The sequence below is a fragment of the Taylorella equigenitalis ATCC 35865 genome (assembly GCF_000276685.1).
In the GTDB taxonomy this organism is placed as follows: domain Bacteria; phylum Pseudomonadota; class Gammaproteobacteria; order Burkholderiales; family Burkholderiaceae_B; genus Taylorella; species Taylorella equigenitalis.
This window is the reverse complement of the sequence record NC_018108.1, coordinates 253,560-269,179: the sequence shown is the minus strand read 5'-3', so window position 1 is coordinate 269,179 and position 15,620 is coordinate 253,560. Positions and strand designations below refer to the sequence as shown.

The 15,620-nt window shown below is 39.1% G+C and carries 18 protein-coding genes; 12 read left to right on the top strand and 6 right to left on the bottom strand.

Going from position 1 to position 15,620, the window contains the following annotated elements:
• Positions 1–9 precede the first annotated feature (9 nt).
• Positions 10–1,272, bottom strand: a complete 1,263-nt coding sequence (gene ppk2 / locus KUI_RS01310) for a polyphosphate kinase 2 (RefSeq protein WP_013522040.1) — start codon at positions 1,270–1,272, stop codon at positions 10–12.
• Positions 1,273–1,367: 95 nt separating this feature from the next.
• Between ppk2 and thiD the strand changes: the two genes are divergently transcribed.
• A complete protein-coding gene (thiD, locus tag KUI_RS01305; RefSeq protein WP_014840119.1) occupies positions 1,368–2,177 on the top strand; it encodes a bifunctional hydroxymethylpyrimidine kinase/phosphomethylpyrimidine kinase in 810 nt (269 codons plus the stop codon).
• A gap of 29 nt (positions 2,178–2,206) precedes the next feature.
• Complete coding sequence (locus KUI_RS01300) at positions 2,207–2,890, top strand: protein-L-isoaspartate O-methyltransferase family protein (protein ID WP_014840118.1); 684 nt, start codon at positions 2,207–2,209, stop codon at positions 2,888–2,890.
• On the opposite strand, the gene rfaE2 is transcribed toward KUI_RS01300, so the two are convergent.
• From rfaE2 to ubiE, 4 genes are read right to left on the bottom strand one after another with little or no spacing between them, the layout of a single operon-like run.
• A complete protein-coding gene (gene rfaE2 / locus KUI_RS01295; protein ID WP_014840117.1) occupies positions 2,887–3,363 on the bottom strand; it encodes a D-glycero-beta-D-manno-heptose 1-phosphate adenylyltransferase in 477 nt (158 codons plus the stop codon). The two genes, KUI_RS01300 and rfaE2, sit on opposite strands and share 4 nt — an antisense overlap.
• A 1-nt stretch (position 3,364) precedes the next feature.
• The gene (gene ubiB / locus KUI_RS01290; protein ID WP_014840116.1) at positions 3,365–4,903 is read right to left on the bottom strand and encodes a ubiquinone biosynthesis regulatory protein kinase UbiB; all 1,539 of its coding nucleotides are present in this window, start codon (positions 4,901–4,903) and stop codon (positions 3,365–3,367) included.
• Entirely contained in the window at positions 4,900–5,622 is a 723-nt protein-coding gene (locus KUI_RS01285) for a ubiquinone biosynthesis accessory factor UbiJ (RefSeq protein WP_014840115.1), read from the bottom strand. The genes ubiB and KUI_RS01285 overlap by 4 nt, the downstream gene beginning before the upstream one ends.
• Positions 5,619–6,380, bottom strand: coding sequence for a bifunctional demethylmenaquinone methyltransferase/2-methoxy-6-polyprenyl-1,4-benzoquinol methylase UbiE (gene ubiE, locus KUI_RS01280; protein WP_013522034.1), 762 nt, complete (start codon positions 6,378–6,380; stop codon positions 5,619–5,621). Before ubiE ends, KUI_RS01285 begins: the two co-directional genes overlap by 4 nt.
• 114 nt (positions 6,381–6,494) lie before the next feature.
• On the opposite strand from ubiE, the gene phoB reads away from it, so the two are divergent.
• From phoB to ilvA, 3 genes are read left to right on the top strand one after another with little or no spacing between them, the layout of a single operon-like run.
• Positions 6,495–7,196, top strand: a complete 702-nt coding sequence (gene phoB, locus KUI_RS01275; RefSeq protein ID WP_013522033.1) for a phosphate regulon transcriptional regulator PhoB — start codon at positions 6,495–6,497, stop codon at positions 7,194–7,196.
• Between the two features lie 15 nt (positions 7,197–7,211).
• The gene (gene phoR, locus KUI_RS01270) at positions 7,212–8,528 is read left to right on the top strand and encodes a phosphate regulon sensor histidine kinase PhoR (RefSeq protein ID WP_013522032.1); all 1,317 of its coding nucleotides are present in this window, start codon (positions 7,212–7,214) and stop codon (positions 8,526–8,528) included.
• A gap of 24 nt (positions 8,529–8,552) precedes the next feature.
• On the top strand, positions 8,553–10,061 hold the full coding sequence (gene ilvA, locus KUI_RS01265) for a threonine ammonia-lyase, biosynthetic (protein WP_013522031.1): 1,509 nt from the start codon (positions 8,553–8,555) through the stop codon (positions 10,059–10,061).
• Here ilvA and KUI_RS01260 read toward each other — a convergent pair whose 3' ends face one another.
• Positions 10,062–10,598, bottom strand: coding sequence for an adenine phosphoribosyltransferase (locus tag KUI_RS01260; RefSeq protein WP_014840114.1), 537 nt, complete (start codon positions 10,596–10,598; stop codon positions 10,062–10,064).
• 48 nt (positions 10,599–10,646) lie between these two features.
• On the opposite strand from KUI_RS01260, the gene KUI_RS01255 reads away from it, so the two are divergent.
• The 7 genes from KUI_RS01255 to hprK are packed head-to-tail and all read left to right on the top strand — an operon-like array spanning position 10,647 to position 15,619.
• Positions 10,647–11,624, top strand: a complete 978-nt coding sequence (locus tag KUI_RS01255) for a KpsF/GutQ family sugar-phosphate isomerase (RefSeq protein WP_014840113.1) — start codon at positions 10,647–10,649, stop codon at positions 11,622–11,624.
• 10 nt (positions 11,625–11,634) lie between these two features.
• Positions 11,635–12,213: a KdsC family phosphatase gene (locus tag KUI_RS01250; protein WP_014840112.1), complete on the top strand. Its 579-nt coding sequence runs from the start codon at positions 11,635–11,637 to the stop codon at positions 12,211–12,213.
• A 1-nt stretch (position 12,214) separates the two neighbouring features.
• The gene (gene lptC, locus KUI_RS01245) at positions 12,215–12,841 is read left to right on the top strand and encodes an LPS export ABC transporter periplasmic protein LptC (protein WP_013522027.1); all 627 of its coding nucleotides are present in this window, start codon (positions 12,215–12,217) and stop codon (positions 12,839–12,841) included.
• A gap of 3 nt (positions 12,842–12,844) precedes the next feature.
• The gene (gene lptA / locus KUI_RS01240) at positions 12,845–13,474 is read left to right on the top strand and encodes a lipopolysaccharide transport periplasmic protein LptA (protein WP_013522026.1); all 630 of its coding nucleotides are present in this window, start codon (positions 12,845–12,847) and stop codon (positions 13,472–13,474) included.
• Positions 13,461–14,219: an LPS export ABC transporter ATP-binding protein gene (gene lptB, locus KUI_RS01235; protein WP_013522025.1), complete on the top strand. Its 759-nt coding sequence runs from the start codon at positions 13,461–13,463 to the stop codon at positions 14,217–14,219. Before lptA ends, lptB begins: the two co-directional genes overlap by 14 nt.
• Before the next feature lie 10 nt (positions 14,220–14,229).
• Positions 14,230–14,691: a PTS IIA-like nitrogen regulatory protein PtsN gene (ptsN, locus tag KUI_RS01230; protein ID WP_013522024.1), complete on the top strand. Its 462-nt coding sequence runs from the start codon at positions 14,230–14,232 to the stop codon at positions 14,689–14,691.
• On the top strand, positions 14,684–15,619 hold the full coding sequence (gene hprK / locus KUI_RS01225; protein ID WP_013522023.1) for an HPr(Ser) kinase/phosphatase: 936 nt from the start codon (positions 14,684–14,686) through the stop codon (positions 15,617–15,619). Before ptsN ends, hprK begins: the two co-directional genes overlap by 8 nt.
• Position 15,620 lies beyond the last annotated feature (1 nt).

Here is a 15,620-nt window from a genome sequence, read left to right as displayed (position 1 = left end):
CGATGGATACTATTTCTTATCATTATGAGAAATATACTCTTCGCCTGATTCGTAAACTACATTTGAACGACCTACTATTAGTGGGTCAATTTTACCTATAGCTTCCATATCCTTGTTGTTGTAGTTAAATTTGTTAAGTACATAACGCATAGCATTTAGTCGAGCACGTTTTTTACAATTAGACTTAACAACTGTCCATGGAGAATCACTTGTATCGGTATAAAAGAACATCGCTTCTTTAGCTTTAGTGTAGTCATCCCATTTATCAAGTGAAGCCAAATCGATTGGAGATAGCTTCCAACGTTTGAGTGGGTGATGCTGGCGCTCACGGAAACGACGACGTTGCTCATCACGACTTACAGAGAACCAGAACTTAATCAGAACAATTCCGCTCCTCACAAGATTACGCTCAAACTCAGGAGCCTGACGCATAAATTCTTGATACTCAGCATCTGTACAAAAACCCATTACACGCTCAACCCCAGCACGGTTATACCATGAGCGGTCAAAAAGTACGATTTCTCCTTTTGTTGGAAGATGCTCAACATATCTTTGGAAATACCACTGTCCACTTTCACGCTCAGTTGGTTTTTGAAGAGCTACGATGCGAGCATAACGTGGATTTAAATGCTCCATAAAACGCTTAATGGTACCCCCTTTACCAGCAGCATCGCGTCCTTCAAAGATAATAACTACGCGTGCTCCAGAATCCTGAACCCACTGTTGAAGCTTTAATAATTCAACCTGTAGATTATATTTTTGGAATTCATAGTTGCGTCTGCTCATTAAATATTTGTAAGGGTACACGCCCTCTTTTTGCCAGTCATCAACTAATTCCAAATCGGGATTTTTTTTGCTTGATGATTCAAGTCTACGTTTTTCTTCACGTAAAACTTTGAGCAAAGCATTTCTATCATCTGGAGATAGTATTTCTAATAATGCATTCGCCCTTTCGTGACGATCTACCGAAGTCTCCGCATGTGCAAGCTCTCGGGCAAGGTTTGCAGCTTGAAGTTCAGCTTTGGATATAACTTTATGAGAGACTACATTTCGTCTAGTAGCAGCTTGAGTGCTACCCGTAATGGTATCACCCTCGATAGTCTTACGTGATCTAGGCTCTATTGCTTTTGGAGCTCGAGTTGAAGCTCTGGATGAAGTTTTAGTTGTGGATTTTGAGGTGCTTCGTGTTGGCGTTTTAGAACTGGTTTTACTTGCAGTAGTAGACTTAGTTTCAGTCCTTTTGGTTGGGCTTGAAGTCTTCTTTGCGACCATATGGGGCTCCTGATTTCACAAATTGTAACTTCTGTTATTTTACTACTTGAAGCCTTTACAATATTATTAAAAATCTAAAACAAATAAGTATGGATATGATTAAAAACACATTAACAATAGCAGGTGTAGACCCGTCAGGCGGGGCTGGTGTTTTAGCAGATGTAAAAGTAATGTCCGCCCTTGGAACCTATGCTTGTGCAGTCATAGCTGCACTAACAGCTCAAAATACCCAAAGTGTAACTGGTGTTAAACCTATCGGTAGAGATTTTATAAACCTTCAAATCGATACTCTATTTGAAGATGTACGTATTGACTCTGTAAAAATTGGCATGCTCGGGGATTCAAACACTATTAGAACTGTTGCCGATGGGCTTGAAAAACATAACCCACCGTTTATTGTTTTAGATCCTGTTATGGTTGCAAAAAGTGGGGACAAGTTATTAGAGGACTCAGCTATTTCTTCATTGGCTCATGATCTACTTCCATTTGCCCATATGATTACACCAAATTTGCCCGAAGCAGCTGAGTTGTTGAATCAGGGGGGCATTGCCAACCTAAAAGAGGCTTATAAAGCTACAGAAAAACTACATAAACTTATGAACCAATCCAGAGAAAGTTGGGTTCTTTTGAAGGGCGGGCACTCAAGTGAAGCTGAGAGCGTTGATTTACTTTTTAATGGTGACAGGATGATTGAGCACGTTAATCCCAAATTTGATACAAAAAATACGCACGGGACGGGATGTTCGCTGTCTTCTGCGATATGTGCTCTACAAGCTAGATATAGCGATGTACCGAGGGCCACGCGAGATGCAATTAAGTATGTGCACGAAGCCATTGAAAACTCTAACTTATTGTCAGTGGGGCATGGACACGGACCTATACATCATTTTTACAATGTTTGGTAAAATGTGTTCACAAATTTTAAAGGTGTCCTATGTCTAGCTTAAATTCACTTCTCGAGAAAAGCCGCATCAATATGATTCTACAGCAGATTAAACCTGCTGGTGTTTTGGATGAGCTTGTGCTTAACGCACTTTTAGGACTTTCTCGAGAGGCATTTGTGGCACCTGAATTTGTCACAGTTGCTTATTCAGACACTAGCATACCTATAGTAGTAAACGGAGAGCCATCTGGCGAGCACATGCTTACACCAATTACGGAAGCTAGAATCGCACAGTCTCTTTCATTACTTCCTACCGACACTTGCTTAGAGATTGGTACTGGTAGCGGATTTCAAGCAGCACTTCTAAGTCGCCTATGTACAGAAGTTGAGTCAGTAGAGATAAATCCTAATATTGCAAACTTTGCGATGGAGAACCTAGCACGTAATCATATTAGTAATGTACGTGTGCAGATTGGAGATGCATCTTCTGGATGGGGTACACGTGAATATAACGCAATCGCTATTACAGGTTCTTGCCCTAAGTTACCTGATGCCTTGAAGTATCAGCTTTCCGTTGGTGGTCGATTGGTGGGTTTTATTGGGACTCCTCCAGTAATCGAGATGAAGCTTATCACCCGTATGAGTGCCTCTGAATTTGATGAAGTGAACTTAACCGAAACCGTAATAGAAAAACTGCACGGGTCGGCTTTCGTAGAGTCTGAATTTATTTTTTAATTACTTTTAATTTTTTCAACTAGCTTAGTAGTTGAGCAGTCATATTCAAACTTAATCGCATATGCCTGACCACCCCACGACTTCACTAGTTCGGTTTCTGGTAGCTTACTCATATCATAGTCACCGCCTTTGACTATCACATTAGGTCTTAGTAACTCAATCAAATTATATGGCGTTGATTCCTCGAAATACGTCACAAAATCAACGCTTTCTAAGGCTGCTATCATCGCCATCCTATCTGAAAGCGAATTATAAGGTCTGGCATCTCCTTTATTTAATAGCTTCACGGAAGCATCAGAGTTTAAAGCTACAACCAGAACCCCTCCAAAACGCTCTTTTGTGTCTGCTAGATAACTTACATGACCGCGATGCAATATATCAAACACCCCATTTGTAAAAACTACTTTAGAAAAAGTTTTTAATCTTTTACTTAACTCATGAGGTGGCAATATTTTTTTTTCAAACCCTGGCATACTAGTGATTGAAAATAAATATAAACATAACAAGAAGCAAAATAAGAACAAAGATAATGGATTTGAAATTCATATCTTGCTGTTCATTCAGTTTTTCGATTCGTTCAATAAGCTCTTCAGTTCGATCCTGACGCTCTAAATTCTGATATACCAAACGAGGAATTTGAGGAAAAATATTTGCCCATTGAGTTGACTCATGTTTTAGCTGCTCAACAAGTCGCTTAGGTCCTACACGATTCATCATCCATTTTTCAAGAAAAGGTTTAGCTGTCGACCAAAGATCCAAATCTGGATCAAGTTCACGCCCCATGCCCTCAACATTAAGAAGTGTTTTTTGAAGTAACACTAACTGAGGCTGTATAGAAACTTGGAATCTTTTAGAAATTAGGAATAATCTCTTTAGAACATTTCCTAGACTTATTTCGCTGATAGGTCTATCAAAATAAGGCTCACAAACCGCCCTAATGGCCGCCTCTAATTGCTCTTCTCTAGTTCCAGCTGGAACCCATTGGGATTCAATATGAAGCTGAGCAACTCGACGATAATCTCTATTAAAAAATGCTAAAAAATTCTGTGCCAAATAGTTTTTATCAAAGTCTGATAGAGACCCAACTATACCAAAATCAAGTGCTACATACTGACCAAAAGTTTGAGGATTTACTGAAATAAAAATATTGCCTGGGTGCATGTCCGCATGGAAAAAACCATCTTCAAAAACTTGAATAAAGAATATCTCAACACCCATTCGTGCAAGTTTTTTAATATCCACACCAGCCTCAGCAACCGCATCAATCTGTGCTATGGGGATGCCCTCCATCCAATCCATAGTAAATACCTTAGAATTGGAATAATCCCAATGCACTTCTGGCACTAGTAAAAGATTCTCGCGATCACTTTTTTTGAAATTTCTTCTAAGTTGGCTACAGTTGGCCGCCTCAATTTGAAGGTCGAGTTCGTCGTGAAGGTACTGATCAAACTCTGCAATAACTTCTTTAGGCTTTAATCTTTTGCCGTCTGGAACAAATCTTTGAATTAAAGATGCAAAGCTATGTAGTAACAATAAATCCTTTTCGATAATTTTTTGCATCTCGGGTCTAAGAATTTTTACTGCAACCCTACGTCCATTATGCAAAGATGCCTCGTGAACCTGAGCTACTGATGCTGATGCACATGGCTCTTCGTTGAAACTGGCAAATAATTCACTAACGGGTTTTCCAAAAGAAGTTTCAACAATCGAAACTGCCTCTCTAGATGGAAATGGGGGCACCCTATCCTGCAACAACTGCAACTCATCAGCTATATCAGCTGGTACTATATCGCGTCTTGTGGATAGAACCTGCCCAAATTTAATAAATATAGGTCCTAGCTCTTCTAATGCCTCTCGTAGTCTTACGCCTCTATCTTTTGTGGGCTTACGTCCAAATCGGGTCAGTTTTAGAAATGATGATGCATATGGATTACGCATACGCTCCAACAAAAGCTCATCCAGATTGTACTTCCAGCCTACAAAGCAAATGCGTAATAATCGAAAGATTCTCATTGAACACCTGGGGTATCAGAACCTTCGACCACTGAATTTTTAGATTTGAGCTTCCAAGATAATTTATCTAATCTGTTTTCCAAATCCTGAATCTCAAATTTCAGTTCAAGAAAATCATTTCTATTTAAAGTTACGTGAAAATCCTTAGACATAAAATCTTTAGCTCTATCAAATCCCTTATTAGTAATGGTATTTGAAATTTCTTTGGTTTTTCTAAAACCCTCAGACAAAGTGCCTGCAATAAACGGACCTAGCATATTACTTAATTCTGCCTGACTACTAACCCGTAATAGAACAAGTAATTCAGCAAGTGTATTAGCCAAGCCAACCTCACCCTCTATATGCATTGAGTGCATTAAATCCTCTATGGCAATGCCGTCTACAATCAATGTAGGAATTTTAGATAAAGCACTATTATCCAAAGTAAGGGTGACACTTGCATCGTGGTCATGATTACCCTCTATATACTCCAATCCATGTGAGCCCATAATTTTAAAATAATATATTTTGTGCATAAATTTTACACATATATATTTGCCCTTATGAATCTCAAGCTTAGATCTAAACTCTGGATTTTTAGATATGGAAGAATTGATTAAGAGAACTACTATTTTTAAAGGATTTAAATAAGCAAGTAAATTACTAGATTCACTAGAAGTCCTGCCAGCTTGACTTAATAACCCTCCAACACCATTAAGTAAATCAGAAGCTAAACTCATAACTTAATGCCTTCATGTAAAGCTACAATGCCCATGCTCAAATTATGATAATCAACTCTTTCAAATCCTACATCTCTCATCATTTGGGCTAAAGTCTCCTGATCAGGGTGCATGCGGATAGATTCTGCTAAATATCTATAACTATCCTCGTCTTTAGCTACATTTTTCCCTAACCATGGAAGAATATTAAAAGAATACCAATCGTAAACCTTTTCTAATGGCTGATAAATCTTAGAAAACTCTAATATAAGAAGCTTACCCCCTGGTCTAATAACCCTATACATCTCGGCAATAGCTTTATCCTTATGGGTCATGTTTCTAAGACCAAATGCCACAGTCACAACATCAAAATAATTATCCTTAAAAGGCAATTTCTCTGCATCACACACTATGCTTGGAATATTAAAACCCTTATCAATTAGGCGGTCTCGACCTATAGAAAGCATAGAATAATTAATATCCGTATGCCACACCTCTCCTGTAGTCCCAACTTTTTTTGCAAAGGCAATCGTCAAGTCTCCCGAACCAGCCGCTACATCAAGTACTTTCATACCTGGCAATACATTTGCCTTACCGATAGTAAAAAACTTCCATGCTCGGTGTAGACCAACTGACATAAAGTCGTTCATAATGTCATATCTTTTAGCAACCGAATGAAATACATCGGCTACTTTTTGAGCCTTTTGGTCTTCATCGACCGTCTGAAAGCCAAAATGCGTTTTATTTTTACTTTCCTCAGGAGGGATTTGATTTTGCATATTTTTATTGAAATTCTGTCACAAACATGACATATAATGAAATTAATATTGAATGATTGTAACAAAGTTACAGTCAACAAGCCCTTTATTTAAACCTTTTAATTTTACCGTATTATGGCAAGTACTATACTAGTAGTTGAAGATGAACCAGCTATTCAAGAGCTTATTTCAGTAAACCTTACTTTTGCTGGACACAAAGTCCTCAGAGCTCTAGATGCACAACAAGCCAAAATCCTAATAGATGCGGAGCTTCCTGACTTAATTTTGCTTGATTGGATGTTGCCTACTACTTCTGGGCTTTCTCTTGCTAGATCTCTCCGTAGCGATGAACGTACTCAGGACATCCCTATTATTATGCTGACAGCTAAAAATAGTGAACACGATAAAGTTGAAGGTTTGGAAAACGGTGCAGATGACTATATCACAAAGCCTTTCTCTCCTAAAGAGCTTTTAGCCCGCATCAAAGCCGTCCTCAGAAGACGTGCACCTCAACTTACCGATGATGAAATCAGTATTGCTGGTCTGCACTTAGACCCAGGCTCCCACCGTGTCACGGGAAACAATACACTTTTATCACTAGGACCAACCGAGTTCCGTATGCTTCATTTTTTTATGACGCATGCTGAGCGTGTATTCAGCCGAGGTCAGCTTTTAGACCACGTTTGGGGCGATCACGTATTCCTAGAAGAAAGAACTGTTGATGTGCATATTAGACGTTTGCGTAAAGCACTTGAACCTAGCGGTCATGATCAACTTATTGAAACCGTTCGAGGAAGCGGTTATCGATTCACTACAAGAATACCTGCTTCTCACTAGATTAAAGGGACCGTTATGTTCCCACCAATTTTTGCAATTATCTTATCCTTTATAGCTGGGCTGGTAGTTCAATACTACTACCATTCCTATTGGGGGTTGGCAATAGCCTTTGCCACCATAATGATTTTCCATATCATAAATCGTGTAAAACTCTATAAGATAAAAAACTGGGTTAATAATTTAGATAAAACTCCCCCTATATATATGGGCTATCTTGAACCTATTATTAGCCCACTATTTAGGCATTTCAAAAAACTAACTCACGAAAAAGCTAATCTAATGTCCTTAAATAGGGACATTATGGAAGCAGCTAATGCTTTTCCTGCAGGGGTCATAATTTTAAATAGCGACTATACAATCCAGTGGTGTAATAGAAATGCTTTTAACCTAATAGGCATCGATAGTCGAAGGGATATAGGCACCAGCATATTTAACATATTGAGATCACCAGACTTTTATAAATACGTTGTCTCAGGCATCTGGACTAAGCCCTATTTGACTTATGTTCATAAGAATGAGCAAACATACAATCTCAAATACGAATTAACTAAATATCATAACGGGGGTATCTTAGTACTTTGCTTTGATAATACTGCCCTCGATCGTATGAAAACCACGCAACAGGATTTTGTAGCTAATGTTTCTCATGAACTTAAAACTCCTCTTACCGTTTTAATTGGATTTTTAGAAACATTAGGAAGCCTTCCAGATTCACTTACAACGGAGCAGAAGGAACATTTCCACGAATTAATGCAGGAACAAGCTCATAGAATGCAGGCAATCATAACCGACTTACTGGCTTTATCAGAGCTTGAATCTTCAAAATTAGATTACTCAGTTCAGCCAGAAGTCAAAGTTTCTGCCTTGCTTGAGCAGGCTAAACGTTCGATTGAAATGCTTTCTGGAGGTCATCATAAAATCACTTGGAATGTAGATAAAAATCTAACAATCAGAGGTAAGCAAACAGAGCTTGGATCAGCATTTACTAACATACTTACAAATGCTGTTCGCTATACTCCCGAAGGTGGCTCTATTGAAGTTTTCTGGGGGCTTAATGATAAAAACAACCCTGTGTTTAGCGTAAAAGATTCTGGACTTGGAATCTCTCCAACTGATATTTCACGCATTACTGAAAGGTTTTATCGTGTGGATAAAAGCCGTTCTAGGGCATCTGGTGGAACAGGGTTGGGTTTGGCTATTACTAAGCACGTAGCGCTTAGACATCAAGCTAAGCTACTAATTGAATCCAAACTGAATCAAGGAAGTACCTTTAGCTTAATATTCCCAGTCCAAAATTTCGAAAACGAAGATGAAAATATAATAGAATTATAAGTTTTCCTTCGTGTTTAAAAGCAAATGTTAAACGATTATTTGAAACTTATACTAACCTCTAAGGTTTATGAGGCCGCAGAGGAGACTCCTTTAGACCCTGCACCTATACTATCAGCACGAATTAATAATGAAATTTTCTTTAAACGCGAAGATAGTCAGGACGTATTTAGTTTCAAAATTCGTGGTGCCTACAATAAAATGGCACATCTATCTACTAAGGAATTAGAGCGTGGCGTAATCACGTCTTCTGCGGGTAATCATGCTCAGGGCGTTGCCCTCTCGGCTAGAAAACTTGGCTGTAAGGCTATTATCTGTATGCCAGTATCTACGCCTACGGTTAAAGTTAATGCGGTACGTCGTTTAGGTGCTGAAGTTGTGCTACACGGTGAGTCCTACACAGAAACTCAGACCCATGCCAAACACCTTTGTAAGCAGCAGAATCTTACATTTATTCACCCTTTTGATGACCAATATGTCATTGCAGGTCAAGGGACTATTGCAATGGAAATTATGCGTCAGACTCCTCCTGACATAAAAGCAATATTCTGTCCTATAGGGGGAGGTGGTTTAGTGTCTGGTATTGCCATATATATAAAAGCACTATATCCGCATATCAAGGTTATAGGAGTTCAAACAGAGGACTCAGCCGCCATGAAAACTAGCATTGAAGCGGGTAAACGTGTGACACTCTCAGATGTAGGGCTATTTTCCGATGGCACGGCCGTTAAACAAGTTGGTGTGCACACTTTCGAAATTTGCCAAAAATACGTTGATGACTACGTAACCGTAAATACAGATGAAATTTGCTCTGCAATTCGTGATGTCTTTTTAGATACGCGAAATGTAGTTGAGCCTGCAGGGGCATTGTCAGTTGCAGGAGCGAAAAAATATGCCCACGATAATGGTCTAAGTGGTGATAAATTAATTGCCATCACCACAGGTGCTAATATGAACTTTGACCTGCTTAGATTTGTGGCAGAGCGTGCATCCGTGGGTGATTATACTGAGGCACTATTCTCTGTAACCATGCCTGAACGCAAAGGTAGCTTTAAAAAACTTTGTGCTGCGATAGGAAACCGTCAGGTTACAGAATTTAATTATCGTATTTCAGACAAACAGCAGGCACATGTTTTTATAGGTATACAAACTGCGGATCAAGAAGGTATAAGAAAGCTTCACGCTCAATTGGACAGTAAGTTTTATGATGTTCGTGATTTGAGCAACGACGATTTGGCTAAAACTCACATTCGTCACATGGTAGGCGGTAAAAGCTCTCTTGCGGAAAATGAACTTTTATACCGATTTGAGTTTCCAGAAAGACCAGGTGCCTTGATGAATTTCCTTTTGGCAATGAATCCTGAATGGAACATAAGCCTCTTCCACTACAGAAATACAGGTGGTGACTTTGGTCACGTGCTTTGCGGAATTCAGGTTCCACCTGATAGCAAAAAAGCATTTAAAGAGGTTATAAAGTCCTTGGGATATCGTTTTGTAAATGAAACTGATAACCCTGCTTATAAAATGTTCTTATAACTAAAACTGGTAAAGACTAAATACGGATGTACCTGACTCCTCTATAAGCTTTGAACCTCCCAATTCTGGGAGATCTATGATGGCACAGGCTTCGACTATATTTGCCCCGAGACGTTTCAAAAGCCTACTAGCCGCAAGTAGTGTCCCACCTGTAGCTATTAAATCATCCATTAAAAGCACTCTTTGACCAGCATGAACGGCATCAGTGTGAATTTCTACTGATGCACTTCCATACTCAAGGTTATAGTCTTCGCCTAGAGTATTAAATGGCAATTTCCCTTTTTTTCTAATCGGAACAAATCCTAGGTTTAATTCGTAGGCAACGACACTACCTAAAATAAATCCACGGGCATCAACCCCAGCGACAACATCTAAATTTTGACTCATGTATCGAGATATAAATATATCAATGAGCATGCGAAAACATCTTGGATCTTGCAATACGGGCGTTATGTCACGAAAATTAACGCCTGGTTGAGGCCAATCGGGAATAGTACGTATATTTTTTCTGACTGTTTCTATAGGGTTGTATTGCATGATTTGAGAGGAAATTTGTAACTTAATTATTATAAGCTAAGTTAAAATATGCAAATGAAATCAACAGATCATCTTGAGTCCGCAAGGACGACATTTAACATTGAAGCGAGTGCGTTACAAAACATTGCCAGCAAAATTGGGCATGAGTTTATTGACGCCGTCGAACTCATACTTGCACGCAAAGGTAGAGTTATAGTTACAGGCATAGGAAAGTCTGGGCATGTCGCTCGGAAAATTGCATCTACACTATCATCCACCGGAACTGCGGCTTATTTTGTGCATGCTGCTGAAGCCATACATGGCGATTTAGGTATGATTACTAAGGATGATATTGTTATCGCCATTTCGTATTCTGGTCAGAGTGCTGAATTTGCTACGATTCTGCCTATTATTAAAAGGTCTGGAGCTCAAATTATCGCAATCACAGGAGGGCTTGAGTCGGAACTGGCACAAATTTCAAATATAGTACTTAATGTAAAAGTTGAACGTGAGGCATGCCCTATGGGATTGGCACCTACCACGAGTACAACCGCAACTATGGCTATGGGAGATGCTATTGCCATAGCATGCTTGAAAGCCATGCAATTTAGTGATCAGGATTTTGCACGCTCCCACCCTGGAGGTGCTTTGGGTCGCAAACTACTAACTAAAGTTTCAGACATTATGCGACCTCTACATGACCTTCCTATAGTAAGTGTAGATGCCACTATGGACCAAATCCTCAAAACCATGTCATCTAAAACTCTTGGTATGGCTTGCTCTATAGACGATATTCAAAAACCTAAAGGTATTTTTACTGACGGGGATCTACGTCGTCTGATTCAAAAACACGGAGATGTGCGCTCTTTTACTATGTCTCAAGTTATGTCTAAGTCTCCAAAAACTATCTCTGAGGATTTGATGGCTACTGAAGCTTTAAACATAATGGAGACATATTCTATTAATCTTCTGCTAGTTACAGATGAACAGGGTAAATTAGCAGGAGCCTTACACATGCAGGACCTACTTAGATCAAAAGTAATTTAAAGAGGAAAATATGCACAAAGTTAAGCAACCATGCGAATTACAAGTTTTAGCTTCAGTTCCAGTTCAAGTAAGACTTAAAGCTTTGGATATTAAACTGGTCGCATTTGATGTTGATGGTGTGCTTACTGATGGTGCATTGTATTTGGGGTCGGATGGGGAAGTTATGAAAAGATTCCATACTCAGGATGGAGGTGGAATTAACAGGCTTAGGGAGAATGGTTTTAAGGTCGTCTGGATTACAGGCAGAGGCGGTCCAATTGTTGAAAAACGTGCCCAAGAACTAGGCATCCATGGACTTTACCAGAACGCACGTGACAAATACCAAATTATGCTTACGATTTTAGAGGAGCATAAATTAACACTTAAGGAAGTGGCTTTTATGGGTGATGACATACTGGACTATCCTCTTTTGAAATCAGTTGGATTATCTGCAAGTGTGCCACATGCTCCTACATATATAAAAGAAGCTGCACACTGGATAAGCACTAAAGAAGGAGGACATGGGGCAGCCCGCGAATTTATAGACATAATCTTAGCTGCTCAAGGGTTGCTGAGTCAGTCCCTTAAAACTCGAATAAATCTTCAATAGTATGAAAGATAAATTCCCAACCATATTGGCATTCGGACTTTTGATATTGTTGGTCATTGCCACTTGGTGGGCTTCTGAATACGCAAAAAAATCCATAACCGTAGATACTGCCGTAGTTAAAAAAAATAAGCCAGATGCGTGGACTGGAAATTTTAAAATGATTACCTCCGACGAAAAAGGAAATGCTATTAATCGTCTCAAAGGTACTAGAATTGACCATTTCCCGCAAGGTGATTTTTATATTATCGATAATCCTAATCTTATTGGTCAAAACATCGATACCCCCAGAACGATAGGAACTGCAACTAAAGCCCAAGTCCTAGAAAACGGGGACCTTATTATTTTGGATGGCAATGCTGTTGTGAATCGCCCTGCAACCGATAAACAGCCAAACATTAAAATCGAATCTGATAAACTAGAAATCCATACAAAAACAGGTATTATCGAAACCAAAACTGAGGTGGTTGTGCACCACGGCGAGTCTATACTTAAAGGTGTAGGCATGAAGTTTGATAATAATACTGGACTACTTAATGTTATGAATAATTCAGGTGTTGAGATTTCACCAGATGACCTAAACAAAGGGCTTCCAGAGAATAAAAAACGATTTAAAACTGAATTACGATAATTTATGAAACTAAGATTTAATAAATTTGTTTTTGCAACCTTGCTCTTTGCTGGCATTGCCAAAGGTCAAAGCCTTGGTGATTTAATGAAATCCCAACAGAACAAAAACGAAGAAGAACCTAAGACTACAATTCTTTCAGACTCATTACAGTACAACAATAATACGAAGGCGACTGTTTTTTCGGGTAATGTAATTCTTCAAAGAGGTTCCATGAAATTATTGGCTGACGAACTACGTGTCTCTGAAAAACCTGATGGCACACAAACTGGTACAGCTATAGTAAATGGAGATAAAAAGGTTGAGCTTTATAATGAGCGACTTGATTTATACGAATTGCTTAAGGGCACTAGCAAAACCGCAATTTATGATGGCAAAACCGAGAGAGTTTTCTTAAGAGGCGATGCCGTCATTACTAGAAGCATATGCGGTACGGTCGTCGATAGTATTAGAGGCGAGGAAATTATATTCGATAATGCTAAGAGCACTTACAGAGCCAATCGCTCTAAAACAGATCGTGTACGTTCCGTACTTCAACCTCGCTCAAAAGAAGATAAAGCCGTGGAGGAATGTAGAAAAAAGTATAATAGCAAGCCCATGCCCTCTACTCTAAACATAAAAGATGATTCCAATTAACTCTGATGGTACTCTTAAAGCCATTGGACTACGAAAAGACTATGGCAAAAGATCCGTTGTAAAAAATGTTAGCCTTGAAGTTAATAGCGGTGAAATAGTTGGCTTGCTAGGTCCTAACGGTGCAGGAAAAACTACAAGCTTTTATATTATCGTGGGATTAGTGCCTGCCGATTATGGTGCTATTCAAATAGATGATAGGGATATTACTACATTGCCAATTCACAAAAGGGCAAAGATTGGACTTTCATATTTACCACAAGAGGCATCTATTTTTCGCAAGCTTACAGTAGAACAAAATATACTTGCAGTTTTAGAGATCCAACAGTATTTCAATAAGGCAATAGGTAGAAAATTAAACCTTAAAGAGGAACTTAATAATTTACTCGATGAGCTACAAATTCAACATATCCGCACAAGTCCCGCAATTTCATTGTCTGGAGGTGAAAGACGAAGAGTTGAAATTGCACGTGCACTAGCTACAAAACCTAGATTTATCTTATTGGATGAGCCATTTGCAGGGGTGGATCCTATTGCTGTTATAGAAATTCAGAGAATTGTAAATTTCCTAAAAGAAAGAAACATAGGGGTTTTGATAACCGACCACAATGTTAGAGAAACTTTAGGAATTTGCGATAGAGCTTATATAATCTCAGACGGAACTGTGCTTACAAGTGGCACACCTGAAGAGATAATTCAAGACCCAGATGTACGCAAAGTGTATCTAGGTGAAAATTTCCGCATGTAGAGTAACTATTATGAACCAGATTAAAGCTAACTTGTCCGTTGAAAATATTCTTCTTAATGTTCAAGCATCTAGCAAAAAAAGAGCCTTCGAACAAGTTGCTCAAATTTTTGAAGATCAATATGGCATTGCCAGGGCGACAGTTTTCGATAGCCTATTTGCTAGAGAGCGCCTTGGATCAACGGCTTTAGGCCATGGTGTAGCCATCCCGCATGGACGCATCCCTAAACTAGAAGAGACTCATATAGCAGTTCTTCGACTAGAAACGCCGATTGCCTTTGATGCACCTGATAGCGAAAATGTGCGGTTGCTAGTCTGTCTTCTAGTACCAGAGTCTGCCACCCAAGAGCATCTAGATTTACTAGCCACCATTGCAAAAAAACTATCTAACGAAGAGACTAGAAAAAATTTATTTTCCGTAGAATCTCCAGAAGAGATCTACAACATACTAACCCAAGACGAGAGCGATGCTTAGTATTAAAGTTTTAGTAGATGACAATAGTGATACTTTAAAGTTTAATTGGTATCTAAGCGACTTATATGGCGGTCGCATGTTGTCTTCTTCTGAAGAATCCAATACTACAGCTGCTGATTTAATTGGACACTTAAATATCATGCACCCTCAAAGGGTTCAAGTTTTTGGTGTCGTTGAGATTGATTTTTTTCTTAAATTAGATAATCAACAAACAGAGCATTACCTCACAACCCTAAAAGAAGGTCAAGTCCCAGCAATCATAATCGCAGAGGACATTCCTCCTCCACGGTCTATTATTGAATTTTGCGAAATCAATAAGGTCCCTCTTCTAACTTCCCCTGTAGATGCGTCACGTATTATTGACGTGCTTCGAGTTTATCTAACTAGAAGGTTTGCACCCAAAACAACTGTTCATGGTGTTTTCCTGGATGTATTAGGTGTTGGCGTTCTAATAACAGGTGAATCGGGATTAGGCAAAAGTGAACTAGCTTTAGAATTAATTTCACGTGGTCATGGGCTTGTAGCCGATGATGCAGTTGAATTTGCTCGCACGTATCCGAATTACATCGAAGGTCGTTGCCCCGAGCTACTAAGAAACCTTCTTGAGGTTCGCGGGCTAGGACTTTTGGATATTAGGACTATTTTCGGAGAAACTGCCGTTAGGCGTAAGATGAGCCTAAAACTAATCGTTAATCTTGTGAGAGCAAATACAGAATTTTTCGAAAGATTGCCGATGCAGGATCAATCAGAAGAAATTTTAGGTATGCCCATAAAAAAAGTCACATTGCAGGTAGCTGCTGGTCGAAATCTCGCTGTTCTTGTAGAGGCTGCTGTAAGAAATATGGTTCTTAAAATAAGAGGCATAGATACGCTTAGTGACTTTATGAAGAAACAATCAGAAGCTATTCTTAAGAATTCCAAGATATAGG

Coding starts and splice junctions, on each gene's coding strand:
- ppk2 (WP_013522040.1), bottom strand. CDS start 1,272: ATGGTCGCAAAGAAGACTTCAAGCCCAACCAAAAGGACTGAAACTAAG.
- thiD (WP_014840119.1), top strand. CDS start 1,368: ATGATTAAAAACACATTAACAATAGCAGGTGTAGACCCGTCAGGCGGG.
- KUI_RS01300 (WP_014840118.1), top strand. CDS start 2,207: ATGTCTAGCTTAAATTCACTTCTCGAGAAAAGCCGCATCAATATGATT.
- rfaE2 (WP_014840117.1), bottom strand. CDS start 3,363: ATGCCAGGGTTTGAAAAAAAAATATTGCCACCTCATGAGTTAAGTAAA.
- ubiB (WP_014840116.1), bottom strand. CDS start 4,903: ATGAGAATCTTTCGATTATTACGCATTTGCTTTGTAGGCTGGAAGTAC.
- KUI_RS01285 (WP_014840115.1), bottom strand. CDS start 5,622: ATGAGTTTAGCTTCTGATTTACTTAATGGTGTTGGAGGGTTATTAAGT.
- ubiE (WP_013522034.1), bottom strand. CDS start 6,380: ATGCAAAATCAAATCCCTCCTGAGGAAAGTAAAAATAAAACGCATTTT.
- phoB (WP_013522033.1), top strand. CDS start 6,495: ATGGCAAGTACTATACTAGTAGTTGAAGATGAACCAGCTATTCAAGAG.
- phoR (WP_013522032.1), top strand. CDS start 7,212: ATGTTCCCACCAATTTTTGCAATTATCTTATCCTTTATAGCTGGGCTG.
- ilvA (WP_013522031.1), top strand. CDS start 8,553: ATGTTAAACGATTATTTGAAACTTATACTAACCTCTAAGGTTTATGAG.
- KUI_RS01260 (WP_014840114.1), bottom strand. CDS start 10,598: ATGCAATACAACCCTATAGAAACAGTCAGAAAAAATATACGTACTATT.
- KUI_RS01255 (WP_014840113.1), top strand. CDS start 10,647: ATGCAAATGAAATCAACAGATCATCTTGAGTCCGCAAGGACGACATTT.
- KUI_RS01250 (WP_014840112.1), top strand. CDS start 11,635: ATGCACAAAGTTAAGCAACCATGCGAATTACAAGTTTTAGCTTCAGTT.
- lptC (WP_013522027.1), top strand. CDS start 12,215: ATGAAAGATAAATTCCCAACCATATTGGCATTCGGACTTTTGATATTG.
- lptA (WP_013522026.1), top strand. CDS start 12,845: ATGAAACTAAGATTTAATAAATTTGTTTTTGCAACCTTGCTCTTTGCT.
- lptB (WP_013522025.1), top strand. CDS start 13,461: ATGATTCCAATTAACTCTGATGGTACTCTTAAAGCCATTGGACTACGA.
- ptsN (WP_013522024.1), top strand. CDS start 14,230: ATGAACCAGATTAAAGCTAACTTGTCCGTTGAAAATATTCTTCTTAAT.
- hprK (WP_013522023.1), top strand. CDS start 14,684: ATGCTTAGTATTAAAGTTTTAGTAGATGACAATAGTGATACTTTAAAG.